This is a genomic window from Streptomyces sp. NPDC057271, from assembly GCF_042668715.1.
Lineage (GTDB): Bacteria > Actinomycetota > Actinomycetes > Streptomycetales > Streptomycetaceae > Streptomyces.
The window spans coordinates 41,438-67,391 of record NZ_JBHUYJ010000021.1; the positions used below are offsets into that span (position 1 = coordinate 41,438).

The 25,954-nt window shown below is 69.0% G+C and carries 16 protein-coding genes and 2 pseudogenes; 11 read left to right on the top strand and 7 right to left on the bottom strand.

From position 1 onward, the window contains the following. Positions 1-338: 338 nt before the first annotated feature. The 3 genes from ACFUJR_RS13025 to ACFUJR_RS13035 all read right to left on the bottom strand — a co-directional run bounded on the left by ACFUJR_RS13025 (position 339) and on the right by ACFUJR_RS13035 (position 3,298). Entirely contained in the window at positions 339-1,868 is a 1,530-nt protein-coding gene (locus ACFUJR_RS13025; RefSeq protein WP_383172097.1) for a helix-turn-helix domain-containing protein, read from the bottom strand. A 51-nt stretch (positions 1,869-1,919) separates the two neighbouring features. After that, the gene (locus ACFUJR_RS13030) at positions 1,920-2,273 is read right to left on the bottom strand and encodes a VOC family protein (protein ID WP_383172095.1); all 354 of its coding nucleotides are present in this window, start codon (positions 2,271-2,273) and stop codon (positions 1,920-1,922) included. Between the two features lie 68 nt (positions 2,274-2,341). After that, on the bottom strand, positions 2,342-3,298 hold the full coding sequence (locus ACFUJR_RS13035) for a cupin domain-containing protein (protein ID WP_383172093.1): 957 nt from the start codon (positions 3,296-3,298) through the stop codon (positions 2,342-2,344). Between the two features lie 174 nt (positions 3,299-3,472). Between ACFUJR_RS13035 and ACFUJR_RS13040 the strand changes: the two genes are divergently transcribed. Continuing rightward, positions 3,473-4,306, top strand: a complete 834-nt coding sequence (locus tag ACFUJR_RS13040; protein ID WP_383172091.1) for an NAD(P)H-binding protein — start codon at positions 3,473-3,475, stop codon at positions 4,304-4,306. A gap of 71 nt (positions 4,307-4,377) precedes the next feature. On the opposite strand, the pseudogene ACFUJR_RS13045 reads toward ACFUJR_RS13040, so the two are convergent. Together ACFUJR_RS13045 and ACFUJR_RS13050 are read right to left on the bottom strand one after the other, a co-directional pair. Further along, a pseudogene (locus ACFUJR_RS13045) lies at positions 4,378-4,677 on the bottom strand (saccharopine dehydrogenase); the annotation flags it as partial. Positions 4,678-4,800: 123 nt separating this feature from the next. Beyond that, positions 4,801-5,530 (bottom strand): annotated as a pseudogene (locus ACFUJR_RS13050) (saccharopine dehydrogenase NADP-binding domain-containing protein); the annotation flags it as partial. Positions 5,531-5,639: 109 nt separating this feature from the next. Here ACFUJR_RS13050 and ACFUJR_RS13055 point away from each other — a divergent pair. After that, entirely contained in the window at positions 5,640-6,575 is a 936-nt protein-coding gene (locus tag ACFUJR_RS13055; RefSeq protein ID WP_383172087.1) for a helix-turn-helix domain-containing protein, read from the top strand. A 302-nt stretch (positions 6,576-6,877) separates the two neighbouring features. Continuing rightward, positions 6,878-9,595, top strand: coding sequence for an aconitate hydratase AcnA (acnA, locus tag ACFUJR_RS13060; RefSeq protein WP_383172085.1), 2,718 nt, complete (start codon positions 6,878-6,880; stop codon positions 9,593-9,595). Between the two features lie 91 nt (positions 9,596-9,686). Here acnA and ACFUJR_RS13065 read toward each other — a convergent pair whose 3' ends face one another. Together ACFUJR_RS13065 and ACFUJR_RS13070 are read right to left on the bottom strand one after the other, a co-directional pair. Further along, positions 9,687-10,616, bottom strand: coding sequence for an FG-GAP repeat domain-containing protein (locus tag ACFUJR_RS13065; protein ID WP_383172083.1), 930 nt, complete (start codon positions 10,614-10,616; stop codon positions 9,687-9,689). A 150-nt stretch (positions 10,617-10,766) separates the two neighbouring features. After that, positions 10,767-14,585, bottom strand: coding sequence for a GH92 family glycosyl hydrolase (locus ACFUJR_RS13070; protein WP_383172081.1), 3,819 nt, complete (start codon positions 14,583-14,585; stop codon positions 10,767-10,769). A gap of 388 nt (positions 14,586-14,973) precedes the next feature. On the opposite strand from ACFUJR_RS13070, the gene ngcE reads away from it, so the two are divergent. The 8 genes from ngcE to dxs all read left to right on the top strand — a co-directional run bounded on the left by ngcE (position 14,974) and on the right by dxs (position 25,791). After that, a complete protein-coding gene (ngcE, locus tag ACFUJR_RS13075; RefSeq protein WP_383172079.1) occupies positions 14,974-16,422 on the top strand; it encodes an N-acetylglucosamine/diacetylchitobiose ABC transporter substrate-binding protein in 1,449 nt (482 codons plus the stop codon). Positions 16,423-16,537: 115 nt separating this feature from the next. After that, positions 16,538-17,467: a carbohydrate ABC transporter permease gene (locus ACFUJR_RS13080; RefSeq protein ID WP_383172077.1), complete on the top strand. Its 930-nt coding sequence runs from the start codon at positions 16,538-16,540 to the stop codon at positions 17,465-17,467. Positions 17,468-17,558: 91 nt separating this feature from the next. Beyond that, complete coding sequence (locus tag ACFUJR_RS13085; RefSeq protein WP_383172075.1) at positions 17,559-18,497, top strand: carbohydrate ABC transporter permease; 939 nt, start codon at positions 17,559-17,561, stop codon at positions 18,495-18,497. Positions 18,498-18,935: 438 nt separating this feature from the next. Further along, on the top strand, positions 18,936-20,147 hold the full coding sequence (locus ACFUJR_RS13090) for an ROK family protein (RefSeq protein WP_383172073.1): 1,212 nt from the start codon (positions 18,936-18,938) through the stop codon (positions 20,145-20,147). A gap of 122 nt (positions 20,148-20,269) precedes the next feature. Further along, positions 20,270-21,385: a substrate-binding domain-containing protein gene (locus ACFUJR_RS13095; protein WP_383172071.1), complete on the top strand. Its 1,116-nt coding sequence runs from the start codon at positions 20,270-20,272 to the stop codon at positions 21,383-21,385. A 189-nt stretch (positions 21,386-21,574) separates the two neighbouring features. Further along, entirely contained in the window at positions 21,575-22,369 is a 795-nt protein-coding gene (locus tag ACFUJR_RS13100; RefSeq protein ID WP_383172069.1) for an ATP-binding cassette domain-containing protein, read from the top strand. After that, entirely contained in the window at positions 22,366-23,661 is a 1,296-nt protein-coding gene (locus ACFUJR_RS13105; RefSeq protein WP_383172067.1) for a sugar ABC transporter permease, read from the top strand. Before ACFUJR_RS13100 ends, ACFUJR_RS13105 begins: the two co-directional genes overlap by 4 nt. 210 nt (positions 23,662-23,871) lie before the next feature. Next, complete coding sequence (gene dxs / locus ACFUJR_RS13110; protein WP_383172065.1) at positions 23,872-25,791, top strand: 1-deoxy-D-xylulose-5-phosphate synthase; 1,920 nt, start codon at positions 23,872-23,874, stop codon at positions 25,789-25,791. The last annotated feature ends 163 nt before the right edge of the window (positions 25,792-25,954 follow it).

Below are 25,954 nucleotides of genomic sequence, written 5' to 3' on the forward strand. Positions count from 1 at the left end.
ATCGACTACGAGACGGCGTCCAGAATGACATCACCTACGCTGGTACCAGCCGCATGACCCGTGTCCAGCATTCGGGGTCAAGTCCCTTCCTGGCCGGGCCGGTTCACCAGGCGGTGCGCCCGCACGGCGTCTCCACCGGTGAGAACCGGTGGATATGGGGAACCGAGCGCGATCACATCCGCCGAGCCGGGGGAAGGTGTCTTCCCATACGGCGCGCACGGTTCGGCCGACGAGTGTGCGCAGCACCGGACGGCCAGAACCAGAGGCGCCTACGGGTTCTCTCCTGGCTCGCATCTGTGCGGGTCAGGAGGGATTTCACGCCGCCCTTCTCAGAACCTTCAGATGTCCCGGAAGATCTCGATCTGCGCGCCCACCGAGTTCAGGCGTTCCGCCAGTTCCTCGTAGCCGCGGTTGATGACGTAGACGTTCCGGAGGACCGACGTGCCCTCGGCCGCCATCATCGCCAGGAGGACCACCACCGCCGGGCGCAGGGCCGGGGGGCACATCATCTCGGCCGCCCGCCAGCGGGTCGGGCCCTCGACCAGGACGCGGTGGGGGTCCAGGAGCTGGAGGCGGCCGCCCAGGCGGTTGAGGTCCGTGAGGTAGATCGCCCGGTTGTCGTAGACCCAGTCGTGGATCAGCGTCTTGCCCTGTGCCGTCGCCGCGATAGCCGCGAAGAACGGCACGTTGTCGATGTTCAGGCCCGGGAACGGCATCGGGTGGATCTTGTCGATCGGCGCCTCCAGCTTCGAGGGGCGGACCGTCAGGTCGACCAGGCGGGTACGGCCGTTGTCCGCGGCGTACTCCGGTGAGCGGTCGTGGTCCAGGCCCATCTCCTCCAGGACCGCGAGCTCGATCTCCATGAACTCGATCGGGACCCGGCGGATCGTCAGCTCCGACTCGGTGACGACGGCCGCGGCCAGCAGGCTCATCGCCTCGACCGGGTCCTCCGAGGGGGAGTAGTCCACGTCCACGTCGATCTGCGGGACGCCGTGCACGGTCAGCGTCGTCGTGCCGACGCCCTCCACCCGTACGCCCAGCGCCTCCAGGAAGAAGCAGAGGTCCTGGACCATGTAGTTGGACGAGGCGTTGCGGATGACGGTCACGCCGTCGTGGCGGGCAGCGGCGAGCAGCGCGTTCTCCGTCACGGTGTCGCCGCGCTCGGTCAGTACGATCGGGCGGTCCGGGACGACGGAGGACTCGACCTGTGCGTGGTACAGGCCCTCGGTGGCCGTGATGTCCAGGCCGAAGCGGCGCAGCGCGATCATGTGCGGCTCGATGGTCCGCGTACCGAGGTCGCAGCCGCCCGCGTACGGCAGCTTGAAGCGGTCGAGGCGGTGCAGCAGCGGACCGAGGAACATGATGATCGAGCGCGTGCGGATCGCCGCCTCGGCGTCGATCGAGTCCATGTCGAGCTCGGCCGGCGGCACGATCTCCAGGTCGACCCCGTCGTTGATCCAACGGGTGCGCACCCCGATGGAGTTGAGGACCTCCAGCAGCCGGAAGACCTCCTCGATGCGCGCGACGCGGCGCAGGACCGTGCGGCCCTTGTTGAGGAGCGAGGCGCAGAGCAGCGCGACACAGGCGTTCTTGCTCGTCTTGACGTCGATGGACCCGGAGAGCCGACGGCGGCCGACGACCCGCAGATGCATCGGGCCGGCGTAACCCAGGGACACGATCTCGCTGTCGAGTGCTTCGCCGATGCGTGCGATCATCTCAAGGCTGATGTTCTGGTTGCCGCGTTCGATCCGGTTCACGGCGCTCTGGCTGGTGGCCAGGGCTTCGGCGAGCTGCGTCTGTGTCCAGCCACGGTGCTGACGGGCGTCACGGATGAGCTTGCCGATGCGCACGAGGTAGTCGTCTGCCATGCGGGTCACGTTATCTCAGATATGAGATGGGGCCTGTGTCAGGGTGGGTCATCAGGGTGACGAACCGTGAGCAGTAGGGTGTCGTGGTTCATACAGGGACAGTTCGGACCCACTCGGCATGCGCACGGTGGCCAGCAGTCCCCACCCCTGGTCGCTGGGCTCCGACGTCTCGACCCCGCGGTCCCGCAACGTGGCGAGCGTCCGGGAGATGTCGTCGCACATCAGAGAGAACTCGTGCTTCGGCGCGCCCTGCGTGGGATGGACGGCGACCTCCGCCGGCGGCAGCTTGAAGATGAGCCAGCCATGACCCGCGTCCACGTGCTCGAAGCCCAGCACGTCCTTCAGGAACGCCCGGTCCGCGTCCGCGTCGGGGCTGTGGAGAATCACATGCGCGCCGCTGAACATGTTCCGATCCTCGACCCGCCGTACGGCCCCGGCAATCGCTCCGCGCCCGTACGGGGAGAGGAGCGGGCTCAGGCCGCGGTGGCCGCGACCGCCGCGCGATGGTGGCTCGGGCGGGTGCCGTACACACGGTGGAAGGCGACGCTCAGTCCGAAGGCGCTGCGATAGCCGACCTGTCGGGCGATCGACTCCACCGTGGCGTCGGTCCGCGCCAGCAGGTCGGCCGCCAGGGCCAGCCGCCAACCGGTCAGATAGGCCATGGGAGGTTCGCCGACCAGATCGGTGAAGCGGCGGGCGAGCGTCGCCCGCGACACCCCCGTCTCCTCGGCGAGCGCCGCCACGGTCCACGGCCGCGCCGGACGGTCGTGCATCAACCGGAGCGCCCGGCCCGCCACCGGGTCGCCGAGCGCGCGGTACCAGCCGGGCGGATCGGCCTCCGGACGGGCGAACCACTCGCGCAGCGTGGACAGCAGCAACAGGTCCAGGAGTCGGTCCAGTACGGCCTGTTGCCCCGGGTCGTCCCGGCCGATCTCCGCGACGGTGAGGTCCAGGATCGGGCCCGGCCCGCCGTCGGGGCGGACCGTGACCACCCGGGGGAGCGCGCTCAGCAGCCGCTCCGAGACGCGCCCGCCCACGTGGTAGCTGCCGGTGAGCAGCACCGTCGGACCGTCCAGGGCGTTCCCGCAGGTGCGCAGCCCCAGCACGATGTCCTCGCAGACCTCCCGGCCGTCGGCCGTCGTGCACCGGTCGGGGCCTTCCAGCACGTACAGCGGCGGTGTTCCGGCGTCGGGATCGTCGGTGACGGAGAACGGTTCCCCGCCGACCACGACCGCCACGTCCCCCCGGCCGAGCGCCACGGCCGGCTCGCTGCCGCCGGGGAGCAGCCAGCCCGCGCCACGCACCATCGTGACCAGGGTGAGCTTCGTGCGGTCGGCGAAGCGGATCGACCACGGCGGCGCCAGAACGTTCCGGCTGAACAGCGCGCCGTCGGATCTCACCTCGTACAGCAGACTTCCCAACGCGTCCATGGGGCAAGGCTAGTCGCCGGGCCTGGCAGTGCCGTCGCCGTCTGAGACGCTGAGACATCGATATGAGTGCTCATGCCATTCCTTGCCTCACGCGCTCGGCGTTCGATGGCTCTCATGACGACTTCTCGTACGACCATCCCTGTCACGACCACTTCTCTCCCGACGACCTCTCACATGACCACCAGGCCGGTCCTCGTCCTCGGCGGCACCGGCAAGACCGGGCGCCGCGTCCTCTCCCGTCTCCGTCGGCGTGGCCACGCCGTCCGCGCGGCCTCCCGGAAGGGGCCGACCCGCTTCGACTGGACCGACGAGAACACCTGGGGGCCCGCCCTCGCGGGCGTCGGCGCGGTCTATCTGGTCGACTCCCAGCGCGAGGACGCCGCGATCGCGATGCGCGCCTTCGCGAGACTCGCCGCCGACGGCGGGGCCGAGCGCCTCGTGCTGCTCTCCCACAGCGACTGGGTCGTCCCGGAAGGCGAGGAGAAGCTGCCCTGCGAGGGTGCGGTGCGGGAGTCCGGCACGGCGTGGACGATCCTGAAGCCGGCGTGGTTCGCACAGAACTTCAGTGAGGACCCGCTCTTCCGGGGGCAGATCCTCGACGGTGAGGTGGTGACCTCGACGGGCGCCGGGGCCGAGCCGTGGGTCGACGCCGAGGACATCGCCGACGTCGCCGTGGCCGCCCTCACCGAGGACGGTCACGCCGGGCAGACGTACTCCCTGTCCGGGCCGCGCCTGCTCACGATGGAGGCCGTGGCCGACGAGATCGCCCGCGCCACCGGCCGGGACATCACCCACCGCGCCGTCGCGCCGGAGGAGTTCGCGGCCTACGGTGCGCGCCGTGGCGTGTCGCAGGAGCACGTCGCCCTGCTGAACATGCTCTACGGCTGGATCAGGGAGGAGCGCTTCGCCAGACTCGCCGACGGCGTCCAGCGCGCCCTCGGCCGTGAGCCGCGCGACTTCGCCGACTACGTCCGTACGGCAGCGGTGACAGGCGTCTGGCACGGCTGACCGCCCTCGTGCCGGGTCCACCCGTCCCCGGGCTCCCTCGCCACCGGATTCCCGGATCCATGGCCATGGATCTACGGCAGAGTGACCGAGAGGTGCGCGGAGAGGGCGCGGAGGAAGTCCGGAGCGTCGAACATCGCGCCGGCCGACGCGACCCCGACCGTCCTGGTCCTCCCCGTGAGGACCCGGTCGACGGCTTCCACCGCGAGGGGCGCGCTGACGGCGTATATGTCCCGGCCGCTCGCCACGGCGCGCCGCTCCACGTCGCCGGAGCGCACGACGACGTCGACGAGGAAGGTCTGCGCGGACCGGCCACGCTCGTCGACCGCGGCAGGCGACGGGGTGTCCGAGGCGGCCAGGTCCCTGGCCGCCTCGACGGCCATGTACTTCACAGGGACAAAAGACAACGTAAGAGAAAAGGTTCGGCGAGGCCCTCCCCCCCTCTCCACCTGGGGAGGGCGCTGGGTTTCCGGGGTCGCCCGTTCCCCTCCCCCCCTCGACGGCCATGTACGTACGGACCTCGGGGACGGCCAGGTGGCTGGGGACGGTGACGACGTCGGCCATGGTGAAGTCGCCGATCACGGACCTGGCCCCCAGCGGCTCGGGGAAGGTCCACTCCAGGGTCGGCGGGGCGTCGTCGCGGTACTCGAGGCGCCCGTCGCGGAAGCGGACATGGCGGCCGTCCCTGCGCTGCCGGGAGACGGCACCCGCCGTACGGGTTCCGGCGGTGGGGTGCCAACTGCTCAGCCCGTACGCGACGTGCGCCTCGTCGGCCGACGTCCGGTCACCCATCGCCGCGGTGACGAGCAGGTCGCCGAGGCCGCCGAAGAAGGCCATCGCGGGGACGACGGCGACGCCCGCGGCGCGGGCGGGCTCCGCGAACCGGGCGAAGGTGTCGAGATTGGCCTCGATCTCGGCCGCCACGTCCACGTACGGTATCCCGGCGCGCAGGGCCGCCTCGATCACCGGGGCGGCGGTCGTGGCGAAGGGTCCGGCGCAGTTGATCACGGCGGCCGCGCCGGCCAGCGCGCGGTCGAGCGAGGCCGGGTCGTCGACCGTGGCGGTCCGTGTCCGGAGTCCCGGACTCGACGCCGCGAACTCCCGCAGCGCGTCGGCGTCGCGTCCGGCGAGAACCGGGACGAACCCGCGCTCCAGCAGCTCCGCCACCACGAAGCGCCCGGTGTGCCCGTAGGCACCGAAGACCGCGACCGTCTGTCCCGCTCCCATGTTCTTCCTCCGTCGTCCTGTGACCTCGACCGTTGCGATACGGAGAGTCTGTCGGTGAGGGCCGCACGGTACGAGTGTCCGGAACGACATGACCCGTACACTTCCGGACATGGGAACTGTCGCGCTCGCCGTCACCCACGGCATGCTGCACTTCGAACTCTCGGTGGCGCACGAGGTGTTCGGAGACCCCGCCTACCGCCTCTCCGTCTGCGGGCCGGGACCGGTCAGGGTCGGCAGGTTCCTGCTGGAGCCGGACGCGGGGCTCGACCGGCTCCCGTACGCCGACACCGTGATCGTCCCGGGGTGGGCGGACGTGGACGTGCCCCCGCCGGCCGAGCTGGTCGACGCGGTACGCGCGGCACACGAGGCGGGCGTCCGGGTGGCCTCGTTGTGCACGGGCGCGTTCGTGCTGGCGGCGGCGGGTCTGCTGGACGGCCGCCGGGCGACCACGCACTGGGCGCACACCGATGTCCTGGCCGCCCGTCACCCCCTGGTGGAGGTCGACCCGGACGTGCTCTACGTCGACGACGGCAGCGTGCTGACCTCCGCGGGCAAGGCCGCCGCGATGGATCTCTGCCTCCACCTGGTCCGCCTCGACCACGGTTCGGCGTTCGCCAACACGGTCGCGCGCCGCCTGGTCGTGCCCCCGCACCGGGCGGGCGGTCAGGCCCAGTTCGTCACCGCCCCGGTCCCGGCCCAGGACGACCACCCCCTGGCCGGTCTGTTCCCCTGGGTGATCGAGCGGCTCGACGAGGCGCTGACGGTGGAGGACCTGGCCCGCCGGGCGAACATGAGCTCGCGCCACCTCGGCCGCCACTTCCGGGCGGTGACCGGTACGACTCCGCTGCAGTGGCTGCTGACCCAGCGGATCAGGCGCGCGCAGGAACTCCTGGAATCCACCGGTGACAGCGTCGACGCCATCGCCGCGGCCACCGGCATGGGCACGGCCACGACGCTGCGCCGCCACTTCAACCGCACGCTCGGTGTCCCCCCGGACGCCTACCGCCGTACGTTCCGCAGCGCCCGAGCCTCCCGCGCGGCCTGACCCCCCGCGCTCTCGGCCCACCGGCTGCTCGGCCGGTCGACTGCGCGGCCCACCGGCTGTTCGGCCGATCGGCGTCGTCCGCCGGGCTCCGACGTGATTGAGCGGGCCGTCACACGCATGCCGGGCATGACCGAGCGGCGGGGATGCACTAGAGTTATCTCGACATCGAGATAACTGCTTACGGCGCACCGCGGCCGCCCGCCAGGTAAGGGTTACCTTACTAAGCCTTACCTTAGCGGATCGGCGAGGAGTCGTGGCGGCAGCATGGCGGTAATACGCGCACATTGATGAAGGAGACTGTCGTGTCGGCGAACAGCTTCGACGCCCGCAGCACGCTGCGCGTGGGCGACGAGTCGTACGAGATCTTCAAGCTGGACAAGGTCGAGGGCTCCGCGCGCCTTCCCTACAGCCTGAAGGTCCTTCTGGAGAACCTCCTCCGCACCGAGGACGGCGCGAACATCACCGCCGACCACATCCGGGCCCTGGGCAACTGGGACTCGCAGGCCCAGCCGAGCCAGGAGATCCAGTTCACGCCGGCCCGCGTGATCATGCAGGACTTCACCGGTGTGCCCTGTGTCGTCGACCTCGCCACCATGCGTGAGGCCGTCAAGGAGCTCGGCGGCGACCCGGCGAAGATCAACCCGCTGGCCCCGGCCGAGCTGGTCATCGACCACTCCGTCATCGCCGACAAGTTCGGCACGAAGGACGCCTTCGGCCAGAACGTCGAGCTGGAGTACGGTCGCAACAAGGAGCGCTACCAGTTCCTGCGCTGGGGCCAGACCGCCTTCGACGAGTTCAAGGTCGTCCCGCCCGGCACCGGCATCGTCCACCAGGTGAACATCGAGCACCTGGCCCGTACGGTCATGGTCCGGGGCGGCCAGGCGTACCCCGACACCCTCGTCGGCACCGACTCGCACACCACCATGGTCAACGGCCTCGGTGTGCTGGGCTGGGGCGTCGGCGGCATCGAGGCAGAGGCCGCCATGCTCGGCCAGCCGGTCTCCATGCTGATCCCGCGCGTCGTCGGCTTCAAGCTGACCGGCGAGCTCCCGGCCGGAACCACCGCCACCGACCTCGTCCTCACGATCACCGAGATGCTGCGCAAGCACGGCGTCGTCGGCAAGTTCGTCGAGTTCTACGGTGAGGGCGTGGCCGCCACCTCCCTCGCCAACCGCGCCACCATCGGCAACATGTCGCCCGAGTTCGGCTCCACCGCCGCGATCTTCCCGATCGACGGCGAGACCCTGAACTACCTCAAGCTCACCGGCCGCTCCGAGCAGCAGGTCGCGCTCGTCGAGGCGTACGCCAAGGAGCAGGGCCTCTGGCTGGACCCGTCCGCCGAGCCCGACTTCTCCGAGAAGCTGGAGCTCGACCTCTCCACGGTCGTCCCCTCCATCGCCGGCCCGAAGCGCCCGCAGGACCGCATCATCCTGGCGAACGCCGCCGAGCAGTTCGCGCTGGACGTCCGCAACTACGTGGACGAGGTCGACGAGGCGGGCAAGGAGTCCTTCCCGGCCTCCGACGCCCCGGCGAACCACCCCAACGGTGCGCCGTCGAAGCCGGTCACCGTCACGGCCCCCGACGGCTCGACGTACGAGATCGACCACGGCGCCGTCACCGTCGCCGCGATCACCTCCTGCACCAACACCTCGAACCCGTACGTCATGGTCGCCGCCGCGCTCGTCGCGAAGAAGGCCGTGGAGAAGGGCCTGACCCGCAAGCCGTGGGTCAAGACCACCCTCGCCCCGGGCTCGAAGGTCGTCACCGACTACTTCGACAAGGCGGGCCTCACCCCGTACCTCGACAAGGTCGGCTTCAACCTCGTCGGTTACGGCTGCACCACCTGCATCGGCAACTCCGGCCCGCTGCCGGAGGAGGTCTCCAAGGCCGTCAACGAGCATGACCTCGCGGTCACCTCGGTCCTCTCCGGCAACCGGAACTTCGAGGGCCGTATCAACCCCGACGTCAAGATGAACTACCTGGCCTCCCCGCCGCTGGTCGTCGCGTACGCCATCGCGGGTTCCATGAAGGTGGACATCACCAAGGACGCGCTCGGCATCGACACCGAGGGCAAGCCGGTCTACCTCGCGGACATCTGGCCGTCGGAGGCCGAGGTCAACGACGTCGTCGCCAACGCGATCGGCGAGGACATGTTCAACAAGTCCTACCAGGACGTCTTCGCGGGCGACGCCCAGTGGCAGGCGCTGCCGATCCCGACCGGCAACACCTTCGAGTGGGACACCGAGTCCACCTACGTCCGCAAGCCCCCGTACTTCGAGGGCATGACGATGGAGACCACCCCGGTCACCGACATCGTCGGCGCGCGCGTCCTGGCCAAGCTGGGCGACTCGGTCACCACCGACCACATCTCCCCGGCCGGCGCCATCAAGGCCGACACCCCGGCCGGCAAGTACCTCACCGAGCACGGTGTGGAGCGTCGTGACTTCAACTCCTACGGCTCGCGCCGTGGTAACCACGAGGTCATGATCCGCGGCACGTTCGCCAACATCCGCCTGCGCAACCAGATCGCGCCGGGCACCGAGGGCGGCTACACCCGCGACTTCACGAAGGACGGCGCCCCCGTCTCCTTCATCTACGACGCCTCCCGCAACTACATCGAGCAGGGCACCCCGCTCGCCATCCTGGCGGGCAAGGAGTACGGCTCCGGCTCGTCCCGCGACTGGGCCGCCAAGGGCACCGCGCTCCTCGGCGTCAAGGCCGTCATCGCCGAGTCGTACGAGCGCATCCACCGCTCGAACCTCATCGGCATGGGCGTGCTCCCGCTCCAGTTCCCGGAGGGCGCCTCGGCGGAGACCCTCGGCCTGACCGGCGAGGAGACCTTCTCCTTCACCGGCGTCGCGGAGCTCAACAACGGCGTCACGCCGCGCACGGTCAAGGTCACCACCGACACCGGTGTCGAGTTCGACGCGGTCGTCCGCATCGACACCCCCGGTGAGGCGGACTACTACCGCAACGGCGGCATCATGCAGTACGTGCTGCGCAACCTGATCCGCGGCTGACGCGTCGGGTGACAGAACGAAGCGGGCCCCGCTCCTCGGAAGAGGAGCGGGGCCCGTTCGTCTGGTGTCCGTCAGACGCCGAGGGCGTCGATCAGAACATGAAGCGGTACGTGTTCCAGCCGCCGTTGCCGATGAGCACACGGGGCTTGAACGGGGCGGCGGCGTTGCCGGTGCCCGAGTAACGGTAGAGCTTGCCGTTCGTGTCGCGGGCGATCATGTCGGCGATCCCGTCGAAGTCCAGGTCGCTCACGGCCGTGAGGTTGTTGAACATGTTCCAGCCGGTACCGACCTTGGTACGGGCCGCGAACGGGGCCTTGTAGTTGCCGGTGCCCTTGTACAGCCACAGCGTGCCCGAGCCGTCGCGCGCGACGATGTCGGCCTTGCCGTCACCGCTCAGGTCACCGACGCCGGTGATCTGGTTGTACTGGCCCCAGCCGGAGCCGACGAGGGTACGGCCGGTCAGCTTGCCGTTGCCGTAACCGAGGTAGATGTACAGCCTGCCGGACGTGTCGCGGCCGAGCATGTCCGGAGCAGCCGCGCCACCGAGGTTGCCCGGGACCAGAACCTTGTTGTAGATGTTCCAGCCGCCGCCGACGGTGATGCCGTCGTCCGCCGTGTCACCGTCGGCGTAGCCGAGGGTGCCGTCGGTGGTCCACACCCAGAGGTCGTCGGCGACGCCGTCACCGTCGTTGTCGGCCTGCTGGGCGTTCTTGACGGCGCTCCAGGTGTCGGTCTGCCACTGGCGAGCCTCGTAGCCGCCCGTGCCGTTGGGCGAGTACCAGTACAGGGTGTTGCCGGAAACGGCACCCAGCCAGCGGTAGTCGGCCTCGGCGGTCGTGGAGGCGATACCCGCCTTCGGTGCCTGCGCGGGCTTGACGGCCGCCGCGGCGGCCTTCTCCGCGGACTTCGGGGCGTCCGCCGCGACGGCCGCCGTGGTCGTGGCGACCAGGGCCGCGGTTATCGCCGCGACCGTGACACGGGACAGGATGCCCGTGGTGTTCAGGCCAGAGGTCTTGGCCACGTATTACTCCCGTTTTTGGTGGAAATGGGTCCGCCGCACCCCGAGGGGCGCGGCGGACCACTCACTCCCAGGGATCCTCGCACAGGATCTTCACGGGTCAATTCGTTTGTGACAGAACTGTTTCGGTAAGGAGCTACTGTTTGCCGGGAGTTAGTGGAGCAGCTCCACTTCTGCCAACTGCGCCTCCGCGCCCAGCACCAGACGGTAGGTCGTGTACGACCCCGGTGTCCGGATCGTGAAGGCGCGGGTCTGCCGGTCCCAGGTGAAGCTCTCTCCCGACCTCCTGTCCAGGTCCTTCCACCTCCGTCCGTCCTTCGAGCCCTGCAACACCCAGCCCGTCGGCGCCGATTCCGCCGCCGACGAGGTCAGCGTGTACTGCACCGCCCGCGTCCTCTCCGTGACCGGCAGCTCGACCGAGGTCAGGGCCGCCGACGTGGCCGAGGTGTTGTCGACGAGCGGGCCGGTGCCGGTGGTGGCGTCGGTGCGGGGCGACGGAGCCTTGCCGGCCGGGGTGATCGAGACCGGGCCCGCCTTCGCGCCCGTGCCCCAGGCCGAGGGCCTCGAGCCCATCTCGAACGACAGCGTGCCGCCACGTGCCAGCAGGTCGTGCGGCAGCGCGGTGGAGTTCCAGCGCTTGCCGTTCAGCTTCACGCCCTGGACGTAGATGTTCCGCGCGCTGTTGCGCGGGGCCTCCACGACGAGCTTGCGGCCGTTGTCCATCCGGACCGTCGCCTTGGTGAAGAGCGGCGAGCCGATCGCGTACTCCCCGCTGCCCATCACCAGCGGATAGAAGCCCAGCGCGGAGAAGAGGTACCAGGCCGACTGCTCGCCGTTGTCCTCGTCGCCGTGGTACCCCTGCCCGATCTCGCTGCCCGTGTAGAGCCGGGAGAGCACCTCGCGGACCTTCTCCTGCGTCTTCCAGGGCTGCCCGGCCGCGTTGTACATGTACGGGACGTGGTGGGCGACCTGGTTGGAGTGGCCGTACATGCCCATCCGGACATCACGCGCCTCGGTCATCTCGTGGATGACGCTGCCGTACGAGCCCACGAACTCCGGGCTCGCCGTCTCCGGCGTGGAGAAGTAGGTGTCCAGCTTCTCGCCCAGACCGCTGCGACCGCCGTACAGCGCGGCGAGACCCCGCGAGTCCTGCGGCGCCGTGAAGGCGTAGCCCCAGCCGTTGGTCTCGGTGTAGTCGAAGCCCCAGATCCTCGGGTCGTAACTCTCCGAGGGCACCCGCCACTCGCCCTTCAGGTCACGGCCCTGGAAGAAGCCGGCCTTCTTGTCGAAGAGGGAGACGTAGCTCTGCGCGCGGGAGAGGAAGTACGTCGCCTCCTCCCGGTACCGCTTCTTCCCGGTCTTCTTGTGCAGGGCCTGCGCCATCTTCGCGATGCCGTAGTCGTTCAGACAGCCCTCCAGGGACCAGGAGAGACCCTCGTGGGTCTCGGTCGACGCGTAGCCGAGGAAGGGAGAGGTCTCCATCCCCTTGCGGCCCACGCCCCGGCTCGGCGCCACGACGGTGGCGTTCTTCAGCGCCGCCTCGTACGCCGCCTCCGCGTCGAAGTCCACGCCCTTGACGAACGCGTCGGCGAACGCCACGTCCGAGGAGGTGCCGGTCATCAGATCGGCGTAGCCGGGGGAGGACCATCGGGATATCCAGCCCCCGTCCTTGTACTGCTGCACGAAACCGTCGACCAGCTCGCCCGCCTTGTCCGGCGTGAGGAAGGAGTAGGCCGGCCAGGTCGTGCGATAGGTGTCCCAGAAGCCGTTGTTGACGTACACCTTTCCGTCCACGACCTTCGCCCCGGTGTGGGTGGGAGTGTCCGGACCGGTCATCGGGGAGAACGGGCTGGCGTACCGGTGCTTCGAACCGACCTTCTCGAATCCGGAGTTCGGGTAGAGGTAGAGCCGGTAGAGGCTGGAGTACAGGGTCACCAGCTGGTCGTGGGTGGCCCCCTCGACCTCGACCCGGCCCAGGATCTCGTCCCAGGCGTCCTGCGCCCGCTCCCGCACGCTCTCGAAGCGGCTGCCCGCAGGAAGCTCGTCCGCGAGGTTGGCCTTGGCCTGGTCCACGGAGATGAGCGAGGTCGCGATGCGCAGGCCGACCGTGCGGTCCGCGCCCGCGTCGAAGCGGAGCAGACCCCTGACGCCCTCGGCCGTGGAGGAGGTGACCGGCGCGTCGAAGACGCCGTACACGAACATCCGGGTGGCCCCCGTCGACAGACCGCTCCTGACGTCCGAGAAGCCGGTGAAGGAGCTGCTCGCCGGGTCGAGGGTCAGACCGCCCTCCGCCGTGACGTTGTCGAGGACGACGCTCGCGTCGTCGCCCGGATAGGTGAAGCGCATCAGCGCCGCGTGGTCGGTCGGGGTGATCTCGGCCTTCAGGCCGTTCTCGAAGGTGACGCCGTAGTAGTGCGGCCGGGCCGTCTCCTCCTCGTGCCGGAACGCGAGCGCCCGTCCGACCCGGTCCGTCGCGGGGGTCCCGGTCGCGGCCGACGGCATCACCTGGAAGGTCTGCCGGTCACCCATCCAGGGGCTGGGCTCATGGCTCGCGGCGAACGCCTGCACCGTGGGCAGGTTGTCCGCGTTGTTGCCGCGCGCGTACTCGTACAGCCAGCTCTTGGACGCCGCGTTGGTCACCGGCGTCCAGAAGTTGAAGCCGTGCGGGACGGCGGTCGCCGGGAAGGTGTTGCCGCGCGAGAACGAGCCGCTGGAGTTCGTGCCCCGGGTGGTGGAGGCGTAGTCGGAGAGCCGGTCGAGCCGCTTCTCCGGGGGCTTGGCCCGGAGCGCGATGTCGTCGATCCAGCCCTGGAACTTCGCCGGACCCTTGGCGGAGTCGTACGCCACCAGGATCCGGTCGACGGTCCTGCCGGCCGCGACCGCGCCGATCCGCGAGGTCACCTGGTTCCACTGGTTGACGTAGAGACGCTTGGCCGCGCCCTGGCCCCGGGGGGAGAGGAGCCCGCCGTGGGAGTCGGTCGCCCCGAGGTCACTCAGATAGGTGCCGTCGGTGAAGGCCAGGTCCACCGACACGTTCGTGGCGGGGTAGTCGAGGTCCGTCTCGGGGAGGGACGGGAAGATCCGGTACGACAGCTCGGTGTCCCGGGCCACCCGGGCGTCGACGTCGAAGATCTTGTTGTACGAGTACGCCCGGCCGTCCGGCTTGTGCGTGCCGGCGTAGCGCAGGGCCCGGGTGCCGGTGAAGCCGGCGTTCGCCTTGGCGGTCGGCGAGCCGCCGGGGCCGCGGTCCACATGGCTGCGCATCTCCTCGGGTACGGGGGTGGAGGTGTCCCCGTTCGAGAACTGAACGTCGGCCAGCTGGGTGAGGCCCGCGCCGGCGTTCTTCGTGAAGTCGAGCCGGTAGTGGGCGTACGCCGTGCCGGCGGCGACATCGAACGTCCTCGTCTCGAAGCGCTTGGCGAAGCTCTGGCCCTCGCGGGTGTCGAGGACCTTCCACTCCTTGCCGTCGGCCGAGCCCTTCAGCGTCCAGTCGCGCGGGTCGCGCTCGACCGCGTCGTTCGCCGACGTCAGCGCGTACGTGGCCACCTTGACCGGCTCGTCCAGGTCGAACTCGATCCAGGCGGTGGGCTCGAAGACCAGCCATTTCGTGGAGGGCTGAAGGTCGACCAGGTTTTCCTTGGTCTCTCCCGCTCCCGCGTTCTCGCCGCTGGCGCGCAGCGCCACCACCTTGTCGGTGACATTGCCCGGTATTCCACTGGTGAAGCCGCCGTCGACCCCCGACGCACGCTGGGCGCCGTCCGGGCCGACGTCCACCGTATTACGCCAGGTGGGCTGAGTTTCGTCCGATTCGAAGGAGGTGGTGAATGTCCCGGAGGGTATGTCGCTTTGGCCGGGAAGTGCCTGTGCCGCCGAGGGCGCCGAGCCCAGTACCAAGGCCGTCGACGCGACGAGCGCGGCGGCTCGGAGGCGAGGGTTCCGGGACCGTGATCGGGTGCGAATTCTGGGCTCCATGCCGTGTCGCCGCTCCTGCCACTGGATTTGGACAACGTTGTCAAACCGAGGACGCAGGCTCCAGTAGGGAGTCAAGTGAGGGGTGGTGTCAAGGGTGTTGACGGCAAGTCGGGGGATGAAACGGCATAGATACGCCTGGATAATCCGCGAGGTCTCAACTCGGGAAAGACTGCCGCGGAAACCTGCTTTCGATCTTGCTCAGGAGAAGGGAAGTGGACTATACCTGTCGGCGTCCGGACCGTCGTACCACTCGATCGACGGCACGACGCCTGCACGTGTACGACCCAAGCTGCATTCGAATGCGGTGGCGGGGCCCTTCGCCTGTGGCGAGCAGATAACGGGCGACCGGTACACCGCCTGAGTCCTGAATGAAGGCGAGGACTTGAGCATGGGATCCACCTCCGCGCACAACGAAGAGGGCCTCGGCCGCCGCGATCTGATCAAGCGCTCCGCCGCTCTCGGTCTGATCTCGGTGCCGACGATGAGTTTCCTTTCCGCCTGCGCCAGCGGCGGCACCGCCGACGGCGCAGACAAGGTCGAGAAGGGCACCAAGACCGAGAAGAACCCGCTCGCCGTCAACGGGTCGGCACCGCTCGACTTCGTCCTCTTCGACGGAGGCTTCGGCCAGCAGTACGCCAGGGACGCGGTGAAGATCTACGAGAGCACCTATCCGCAGGCCAAGGTCAAGTTCACCGCCACCCAGAAGATCACCACCGAGCTTCAGCCGCGGTTCAACGGCGGCAACCCGCCGGACCTCATCGACAACTCCGGCGCCGAGCAGATGGACATGGGTGTCCTCGTCGGCCAGAAGCAGCTGGCGGACCTCACCGCGCTGCTCGACGCCGCCTCGATCGACGATCCCGGCAAGAAGGTCCGCGACACCCTGCGCCCGGGAATCGTGGAGATGGGCCAGTTCGACGGCGCCCCGGTCTGGGTCCTCTACTACGCCTACACGATCTACGGCGTCTGGTACTCCCAGAAGCTGCTGGACTCGCTCGACGCGAAGTATCCCGAGACCTGGGACGAGATGCTCGCCGTCTGCGAGAAGGCCAAGAAGAAGGGCATCGCGGGCTGGACGTACGCCGGCAAGCACCCCTACTACGTCCCGTTCTCGCTCTACCCGATGATCGGCAAGGTCGGCGGCCGCGAGGTCCTCGACGCGATCGACAACCTGGAGCCGAAGGCCTGGGAGCACCCGGCCGTCAAGGCCTGTTTCGAGGCGTACTACGAGCTTCAGCGGAAGGGCTACATCCTCCAGGGCACCCCGGGCCTCGACCACATCCAGTCGCAGACGGCCTGGACCGAGGGCAAGGCGCTCTTCATCCCGAACGGCTCATGGGTGGAGAACGAGGCGGCGAAGACCATGCCGGCGGACTTCGACCTCGCCGTCTCCGCCCCGACCGGCATCGACTCCTCCGACAAGATGCCGTTCGGCACGATCTGGGCCTCCGGAGGTGAGCCCTTCATCGTCCCGGCCAAGGCGAAGAACATCGAGGGCGGCATGGAACAGCTGCGCATCATGCTCAGCGAGGCCTCCTCGAAGAACTTCACCAAGTCCGTGAAGTCGCTGACCGCGTTCAACGGCGGCACCGACGGAATCGAGCTGACCCCGGGTCTGAAGTCCGGCGTCGCCGCCCTGGACAAGGCCGGACAGAATGTCGTCAACCCGCGTCTGCAGGACTGGTACGTGGCGCTGCAGAAGGAGAAGATCGGTGTCGCCGGCATCGGCGAGATGATGGCGGGCCGGGCGACCCCGGCCGAGACGATCAAGAAGATCCAGAAGTTCGCCGACGAGGCGGCCAAGGACTCCTCCATCAAGCACTACAAGCACCAGTGAGCTGTGCCGGGGCCCCTTCCCGCCGACCGGGAGCGGGCCCCGGCTCCTTGCGTACGGCACGCGCGCCACGCACGGCACCAGCGGCTACTCCGCGGGAAGATCGGGGTCGGTAGGAATGCAGCACGGCAAGTACCGTTTCATCGTGGGGTTCCTGGCGGTTCCCCTGGCCATGTACGCGTTGTTCGTCATCTGGCCCTTCGTCCAGTCCATCTACTACTCGTTCACGGACTGGAGCGGTCTCAGCCCCGAGTTCCGGATGGTCGGGTTCGACAACTACAGCCGCATGCTCGACGACGAGGTGTTCTGGAAATCGCTCCAGCACAGCCTGACCTTCGCGGTCGTGCTGCCTCTGGTCACCGTCGGCCTGGCGCTGTTCTTCGCGTTCATGCTCAATGTCGGCGGTCGGCGCCGCCGAGGGGCGGCCGTCGCCGGTGTGCGCGGTTCGTCCTTCTACAAGATCGTGTACTTCTTCCCGCAGGTGCTGTCCATCGCGATCGTGGCGCTCCTGTTCCAGTTCGCGTACAACCCCAACAGCGGAGCGATCAACTCGGTCCTCAAGGGAGTCGGGCTCGGCAGCATCCAGCCCGACTGGCTGGGTGACCCGAACCTGGCCCTCATCTGTGTGATGGTCGTCCTCGTCTGGTCCACGGTCGGCTTCTTCGTGGTCCTCTTCTCGGCGGGCATGGCCTCGATCCCCAAGGACTTCTACGAGGCGGCGCTGCTCGACGGCGCGAACCGTTTCACCACCTTCTTCAAGATCACCCTGCCGTTGCTCTGGGACACCGTGCAGTCCGGCTGGATCTACATGGGCATCCTGGCGCTCGGCGCCGAGTCCTTCGCCGTCGTCCAGATCATGACGGTCGGACCCAACGGCGGCGGACCGGACTACTCCACCATCGTGCTGCCGCTGTACGTGTACCAGAAGGCCTTCCGTGACGGTCAGGCCGCCTACGCGACCACGATCGGTGTCGCGCTGCTCGTCGTCACGCTGCTCTTCGCCGCGGTCGTGATGCGGCTCGGCCGGCGCGAGCGGCTGGAGTACTGATGCGGTGTCTTCCCGGGGGACAGCCCCCGGACCCCCAGCAGGAAAGCAGCTCGGTCGCGGTGGCCGGCACGACAGCACGAGGTGACCTCCGGTGAAAGCCATCGACACCCCTCCCGCCGGCGCGGCCCTGCCCGAGCCGCCCGAGACCGGCGTCACGAAGGAGACGAAGAGCACGCCCCCCGGTCCCGGCAGGTCCGGCAAGACGGAGGGAGCGACCCTCAACGTCTTCTCCCACGGCATCCTGATCATCTGGGCGATCATGGTGGTCATGCCGCTGCTGTGGGCGGTCATGACCTCCTTCAAGACCGACCGGGCGATCTTCACCTCCCCCTGGTCGCTGCCGGACAGGCTGCACTTCGAGAACTGGTCGCGCGCCTGGACCGAGGCGCACATGAGCGACTACTTCCTGAACACCATCCTGGTGGTGGGCGGGTCGCTGATCGGCACGCTGCTCTTCGGTTCGATGGCGGCCTACGTGCTGGCCCGCTTCGATTTCCCGGGCAACCGCTTCATCTACTTCCTCTTCATCGGCGGGATGAGCTTCCCGATCATCCTGGCGCTCGTGCCGCTGTTCTACGTGTTGCAGAACATGGCCCTGCTCAACACGCTGCACGGCCTCGTCCTGGTCTACATCGCGTACTCGCTGCCGTTCACGGTCTTCTTCCTCACCGCCTTCTTCCGCACGCTGCCGACCTCGGTGGCGGAGGCGGCGTTCATGGACGGCGCCTCGCACACCCGGACGTTCTTCCAGGTGATGCTGCCGATGGCCAAGCCCGGCCTGATCAGCGTGGGCATCTTCAACTTCCTCGGCCAGTGGAACCAGTACCTGCTGCCCACCGTGCTCAACACCGAGCAGGACCAGAAGGTGCTCTCTCAGGGCCTGGTGCAGCTCGCCGTCAGCCAGGGCTACAAGGGTGACTGGTCGGGCCTCTTCGCCGGCCTGGTCATGGCGATGCTCCCCGTCCTCGCCGCGTACATCGTCTTCCAGCGCCAGGTGGTCGCCGGACTGACGGCCGGTGCGGTGAAGTAGCAGCCTCGACATCCAGGAGGGCGGCCCCACGTCAAGGGGCCGCCCTCCTGCGCGGTGTGTGACAAGACGGACAAGCCGGGTCACGGTGACATCTCGAACCTCACGCGGACCGCGCCCGCCCGCCCGGCCCGTGCGCCCCGCCGCAGGTCCCGCCCACGACCTCCGTACCCCGCGCTGACCTGCGGGTTCACCCGTGACGTCAGGTGATCCACGGTGCTCCCGGGCGCGTCGGTCCGGGCCCGTTCCCGGCGAGGCCGGGGCCCGTGCAGCCAGCGGGCTCATTCGAGCATCCTGTGGCTCAAGGTCTTGACGGGGGGCAACCCCAAAGGCTCAGCTTAGAGTTCACAAGTTGGAGAACAAGCCGGGGTCTCAACAGGCGCGACCCCGGCCCGGGGGCGGTGATCGCACCGTCCGGCGCAGGCGGGAGTGGATGAGTCGATGGAGACTCCGGGGTCGCAGACATCTCTGCACAAGGCCAATCTGGAACGGGTCGTCCGTGCGGTACGCATGGCGGGCTCGCTCACCCAGGCGGAGATCGCCCGGTCCACCGGGCTGTCCGCCGCCACGGTCTCCAACATCGTGCGGGAGCTGAAAGACGGCGGAACCGTCGAGGTCACGCCCACCTCCGCGGGAGGCCGCAGGGCCCGCAGCGTCTCGCTCTCCGGCGACGCCGGGATCGTCATCGGTGTCGACTTCGGCCATACCCACCTACGGGTCGCCGTGGGCAACCTCGCCCATCAGGTGCTCGCCGAGGAGTCCGAGCCGCTGGACGTCGACGCCTCCTCCGCCGAGGGCTTCGACCGGGCGGAACGCCTGGTCAGGCGGCTGATCGCGGCCACCGGCATCGGCCGCGACAAGGTCGTCGGCGTCGGCCTCGGCGTCCCGGGGCCGATCGACGTCTCCTCGGGCACGCTGGGCTCCACCTCGATCCTCCCGGGCTGGAGCGGTATCAACCCGGCCGACGAGCTCTCGGGCCGTCTGGGCGTCCCCGTGTACGTCGACAACGACGCCAACCTCGGCGCGCTCGGCGAGCTCGTCTGGGGCAGCGGCCGCGGGGTGAAGGACCTCGCCTACATCAAGGTCGCCAGCGGCGTCGGCGCGGGTCTGGTCATAGACGGACGGGTCTACCGCGGGCCCGGCGGCACCGCCGGCGAGATCGGACACATCACGCTCGACGAGTCCGGTCCGGTCTGCCGCTGCGGCAACCGCGGCTGCCTGGAGACCTTCACGGCCGCCCGGTACGTCCTGCCGCTGCTCCAGCCCGGCCACGGCCCCGATCTGACCATGGAGCGGGTCGTCCAGCTCGCCCGCGAGGGCGACCCCGGCTGCCGCCGGGTCATCGCCGACGTCGGCCGTCATATCGGCAGCGGTGTCGCCAACCTCTGCAATCTGCTCAACCCCAGCCGGGTGGTCCTCGGCGGCGACCTGGCCGAGGCCGGCGAGCTGGTGCTCGCCCCCATCCGCGACTCCGTCTCGCGGTACGCCATCCCGAGCGCCGCCCGCCAGCTCTCGCTTGCCCCAGGGGCGCTCGGCGGACGCGCCGAGGTGCTTGGCGCGCTGGCTCTCGCCCTGAGCGAGATGGGCGATTCGACCCTTCTTGAGAGTGCGCCGCCCGGTGCCGCGCAGGTCTCCACGCCTGCCTTCACTTAGATAACGGATGGCACCGTTGTCATCTCGTTAAGGATTTACTCCTTGACGACGACCCGGCGGCCGAGTTGACTTCCAGCCACCTCGGCCGCAAAGTCGCGGCCTCGTCAGGGAGGCACACCCACATGAACGCAGTGACGCGACGCGTCGTCATAGGTACGGCCGCGGTTTCCATGGCCCTCTCGCTCGCCGCCTGTGGCAAGGCGGGCGACAGTGGCTCGGGCTCGGACGGCAGCACCGGTGGGCAGGGCGGCGACGGCAAGACCATCGGTCTGCTGCTGCCGGAGAACAAGACCACGCGTTACGAGACCTTCGACCGCCCGATCATCGAGGCGAAGATCAAGGCCCTCTGCTCGGACTGCGAGGTCAAGTACAACAACGCCGCGCAGGACACCGAGACGCAGAAGAAGCAGTTCGACGCGCTGGTCACCCAGGGTGTGAAGGTCATCATCCTGGACTCGGTCGATTACAAGGCCACCAAGTCCTGGGTCCAGCACGCCAAGGAGCAGGGCGTCTCCGTCGTCGCGTACGACCGCCTGGCCGAGGGCCCGATCTCCGCGTACGTCAGCTACGACAACGAGAAGATCGGCCGTCTGCAGGGCGAGGGCCTGGTCAAGGCGCTCGGCGACGGTGCGAAGGACGCCAACGTTGTCATGATCAACGGCTCGCCGACCGACCCGAACGCCCCGCTGTTCAAGAAGGGCGCCCACAGCGTCCTCGACTCGGCCGTCAAGAAGGTCGTCTACGAGCAGGACATCCCGGACTGGTCCCCCGACGAGGCCAACAAGAAGATGGGTGCCGCCATCGACTCGCTGGGCAAGGACGGCTTCCAGGGCGTCTACTCGGCCAACGACGGCATGGCCGGCGGCATCATCACCGCCCTCTCCAAGCAGGGCATCAAGGTCCCGGTCGGCGGCCAGGACGCCGAGCTCGCCGGTCTGCAGCGCATCCTGAAGGGCGACCAGGCCTTCACGATCTACAAGCAGATCAAGCCCGAGGCCGAGACCACCGCCGAGATCGCCGTCCGCCTGCTCAAGGGCGAGAAGATCGACGACCTGGTCCCCACCAAGGTCACCAGCCTCACCGGTGAGTTCAAGGACATCCCGGCGAAGCTGTACGACGCGCAGGTCGTGACCAAGGAGAACATCGGCTCCACGATCATCGCCGACGGCGTCTACGAGGCCGCGGCCCTCTGCGCCGGCGAGTACAAGGCGGCCTGCGACGCGGCGGGCATCAAGTAACACCCGCTGCCGGAACGCCCTTCGGACCCACTGACCTCCTCCGAACGGCCCCCGGTCCGGTCCGGCGCCCCCGCCCCGTTCAACGCCCCGCAAGCGGGGGGGGGGGCGCCGGACTCCTCTCACAGCCCCTCACAGCCCCCCTCTGTGCTCTCTCGCACCACCATCCCCGCCGGTCAGGCGGCGAAGGAGATGATTCACGTGTCCGCTACGCCCGTGCTGGCGTTGCGCGGAATCTCCAAGCGGTTCGGCGCCGTCCAGGTGCTCACCGACGTAGAACTGGAGATCCACGCCGGTGAGGTCGTCGCCCTGGTCGGCGACAACGGCGCCGGCAAGTCGACCCTCGTCAAGACGATCTCGGGTGTTCACCCGATCGACGAGGGCGTCATCGAGTGGGACGGCCGCCCCGTCCAGATCACCAGGCCGCACGACGCCCAGAACCTCGGGGTCGCCACCGTCTACCAGGACCTGGCGCTCTGCGACAACCTCGACGTCGTCGCCAACCTCTTCCTCGGCAGCGAGCTGAGCTCCGGCTCCGTCCTCGACGAGATCGCCATGGAGAAGCGCGCCAAGGAACTCCTCGACACCCTGTCCATCCGGATCCCGAGCGTGCGCATCCCGGTCGCGGCGCTCTCCGGCGGTCAGCGTCAGGTCGTGGCCATCGCCCGCGCCCTGATCGGCGACCCGAAGATCGTCATCCTGGACGAGCCCACCGCCGCCCTGGGCGTCGAGCAGACCGCACAGGTGCTCGACCTCGTGGAGCGGCTGCGCGAGCGCGGCCACGGAGTCATCCTCATCAGCCACAACATGGCCGACGTCCGCGCCGTCGCGGACCGCGTCGCGGTCCTGCGCCTGGGCCGCAACAACGGCGACTTCCCCGTCGCCGAGACCAGCCACGAGACGATCATCGCGGCCATCACGGGTGCCACGGACAACGCCGTGACCCGTCGCCAGGCGCGCCAGGCCACGAAGGAGGACGCGAAGTGAGCGACCTCGCCAAGACCCCCCAGCCCCGCTCCCCGGAGGCCCCGGCGGCCTCCGCCGCCCCGATCCCCGCCGTCGACCCGCGCCTGCTGGTCCGCGAAGAGGGCATGAAGGGTTACTGGACCGAGTTCAGCCGCAAGATCCGCGGCGGCGAGCTGGGCTCCCTGCCCGTCGTCCTGGGCCTGATCGTCATCGCGATCGTCTTCCAGGTCCAGAACAGCAACTTCCTCTCCGCGAGCTCCGTCGCCAACATCGCGGTCTACTCGTCCGGCCTCGGCATCATGGCCGTCGGCATCGTCTTCGTCCTCCTCCTGGGCGAGATCGACCTGTCGTTGGGCTCGGTGGCCGGTGTCGGCGCGGCGGTCTGGGCCGGCTTCCAGGTCAGCAACGGCATGAACGAGTGGCTCGCCATCGTGCTGGCCGTACTCACGGGCACGCTCATCGGTGCGCTGCACGGCTTCTTCTTCGCCAAGATCGGCGTCCCGGCCTTCGTGGTCACCCTCGCCGGCTTCCTCGGCTGGATGGGCTTCCAGGAGTGGCTGATGGGCGGCGAGGGCTCCATCAACACGCCCTCGGGCAGTGTGGTGGAGAACCTCACCAACTACTTCTTCGCCGACAAGGCCGCCGCCTACGGCCTCGCAATGGTCGCGGTCCTCGTCTACCTCGGTTCGCTTCTGCGGGACAGCAGCCGCCGCAAGGCAGCGCTCCTGCCCTCCCGGCCGGTCAGCGAGATCGTGCTGCGCACGGCCGTCGTCGCGGTCCTCGTCTTCGTCGTCGCCTTCGTCATGAACGAGCCCGAGGGCGCCCGCGGCCTGCCGCTCGCCCTGGTCCTCTTCCTGGCGGTGCTGGTGCTCGCGGACTTTGTCGCCCGTCGCACCCTCTTCGGCCGCAAGGTCTTCGCGGTCGGCGGCAACGCCGAGGCCGCCCGCCGAGCGGGTATCAACGTCGATGGTGTTCGTATCGCAGTCTTCGCGATCTCCGGCACTCTCGCTGCCTTCGGCGGGCTCTTCATCGCGAGCCTCTCCGGCGGCGCTACCAAGAGCCTGGGTGGCGGCAACACGCTGATGCTGGTCATCGCGGCCGCTGTCATCGGTGGCACCAGCCTCTTCGGCGGCCGGGGCAAGGTCTGGTCGGCACTCCTGGGGATGATCGTGATCCAGTCGATCCAGCAGGGGCTGAACATGATCGGTATGTCCAACTCCATCCAGAACATGATCACCGGCGCGGTGCTCCTCGCCGCCGTCGTGATCGACTCGGTCTCGCGTCGTACGCAGAAGACCGCAGGCCGCGCGTAACGTTTCGGCGTTACCAAGCCCACAGTGTCCGGCACCGGAGAACCGGTGCCGGGCACTGCTGCGTCTGGCCCTGTACACCGCCCGTAGGCTCAGCGGTGTGTCGGCCATCAGCGTGACGCACAACCTGCCGCCCGATGACCAAGGCCGGGGGCGGAACATTAGACTCGACAAATCGGCAAGCTCGACCAGCTCAATGGCAAGGAGGCACGGGTGGCATTGCTGACCCGTATCAGGGGACCGCGCGATCTGGACCGGCTCTCCCCGGAACAGCTGGACCAGCTGGCCGAGGAGATCCGGACGTTTCTCGTGGACGCCGTCTCCAAGACCGGGGGCCACCTCGGCCCGAACCTCGGCGTGGTCGAGCTGACCATCGCCCTGCACCGTGTCTTCGACTCCCCGAAGGACAAGGTCCTCTTCGACACCGGCCACCAGAGCTACGTCCACAAGCTGCTCACCGGCCGTCAGGACTTCTCGAAACTGAAGATGAAGGGCGGTCTGTCCGGCTACCCCTCGCAGGCGGAGTCCGAGCACGACGTGATCGAGAACTCGCACGCCTCCACGGTCCTCGGCTGGGCCGACGGCCTGGCCAAGGCCAACGAGGTGCTGAAGAAGGACGACCACGTCGTCGCCGTCATCGGGGACGGAGCCCTCACCGGCGGCATGGCCTGGGAGGCGCTGAACAACATCGCCGCCGCCAAGGACCGCCCGCTCGTCATCGTCGTGAACGACAACGAGCGCTCGTACGCGCCCACGATCGGCGGCCTCGCCAACCACCTGGCCACGCTCCGTACGACCGACGGCTACGAGCGCTTCCTCGCCCGCGGCAAGGACATCCTGGAGCGCACCCCCGTCGTCGGGAAGCCGCTCTACGAGACGCTGCACGGCGCGAAGAAGGGCCTGAAGGACTTCATCGCCCCGCAGGGCATGTTCGAGGACCTCGGCCTGAAGTACGTCGGTCCCATCGACGGCCACGACATCGAGGCGCTGGAGTCCGCCCTGACGCGCGCCAAGCGCTTCGGCGGCCCGGTCATCGTCCACTGCCTCACCGAGAAGGGCCGCGGCTACCAGCCCGCGCTCCAGGACGAGGCCGACCGCTTCCACGCCGTCGGCAAGATCCACCCCGACACCGGTCTGCCGATCGCCTCCTCCGGCGCCGACTGGACCGGCGTCTTCGCCCAGGAGATGGTCGAGCTCGGCAAGGAGCGCCAGGACATCGTCGCCATCACCGCGGCCATGCTCCAGCCCGTCGGCCTCGACAAGTTCGCCAAGGCCTTCCCCGAGCGGGTGTACGACGTCGGCATCGCCGAGCAGCACGGCGCGGTCTCCGCGGCCGGCCTCGCCACCGGCGGCCTCCACCCCGTCTTCGCGGTCTACGCGACGTTCCTCAACCGCGCCTTCGACCAGGTCCTGATGGACGTGGCCCTGCACAAGTGCGGTGTCACGTTCGTCCTGGACCGGGCCGGCGTCACCGGCACCGACGGCGCCTCCCACAACGGCATGTGGGACATGTCGATCCTCCAGGTCGTCCCCGGTCTGCGGCTCGCCGCGCCGCGCGACGCCGACCAGGTCCGCGCCCAGCTGCGCGAGGCCGTCGACGTCACCGACGCGCCGACCGTCGTCCGCTTCTCCAAGGGCGCCGTCGGCCCCGCCGTACCGGCCCTGCGCCGCGTCGGCGGCATGGACGTGCTCCGCGAGCCGGGTACCGACACGCCCGACGTCCTCCTGGTCTCCGTCGGCGCGCTCGCGCCGATGTGCCTGGAGATCGCCGACCTGCTCGACAAGCAGGGCATCTCCACGACCGTCGTCGACCCCCGCTGGGTCAAGCCGGTCGACGAGGCGCTCGCCCCGCTCGCCGAGCAGCACCGGGTCGTCGTCACCGTCGAGGACAACAGCCGGGTGGGCGGTGTCGGCTCGGCCGTCTCGCAGGCCCTGCGCGACGCCGGCGTGGACGTGCCGCTGCGCGACTTCGGCATCCCGCCGCGCTTCCTCGACCACGCCTCCCGCGCCGAGGTGATGGCGGAGATCGGTCTGACGGCCCCGGACATCGCCCGTCAGGTCACCGGCCTCGTCTCGCGTCTGGACGGCAGGTACGAGGACAGCGGCCGAGCCGTGGAGCCCGTCCGCGACTGACCTCCGTCACACCGTCGACATTGGGCCGGTCGGACCACCCCGCGGGGTTGCCGACCGGCCCGTTCGTGTGAAACCTGTTGCCTCGACAGGCGCTACCCCTTCGGGGTCTCGATCATGGGTGTCGGGACCGACGGTACGGAGGTACGACGGTGAGTACGGACCA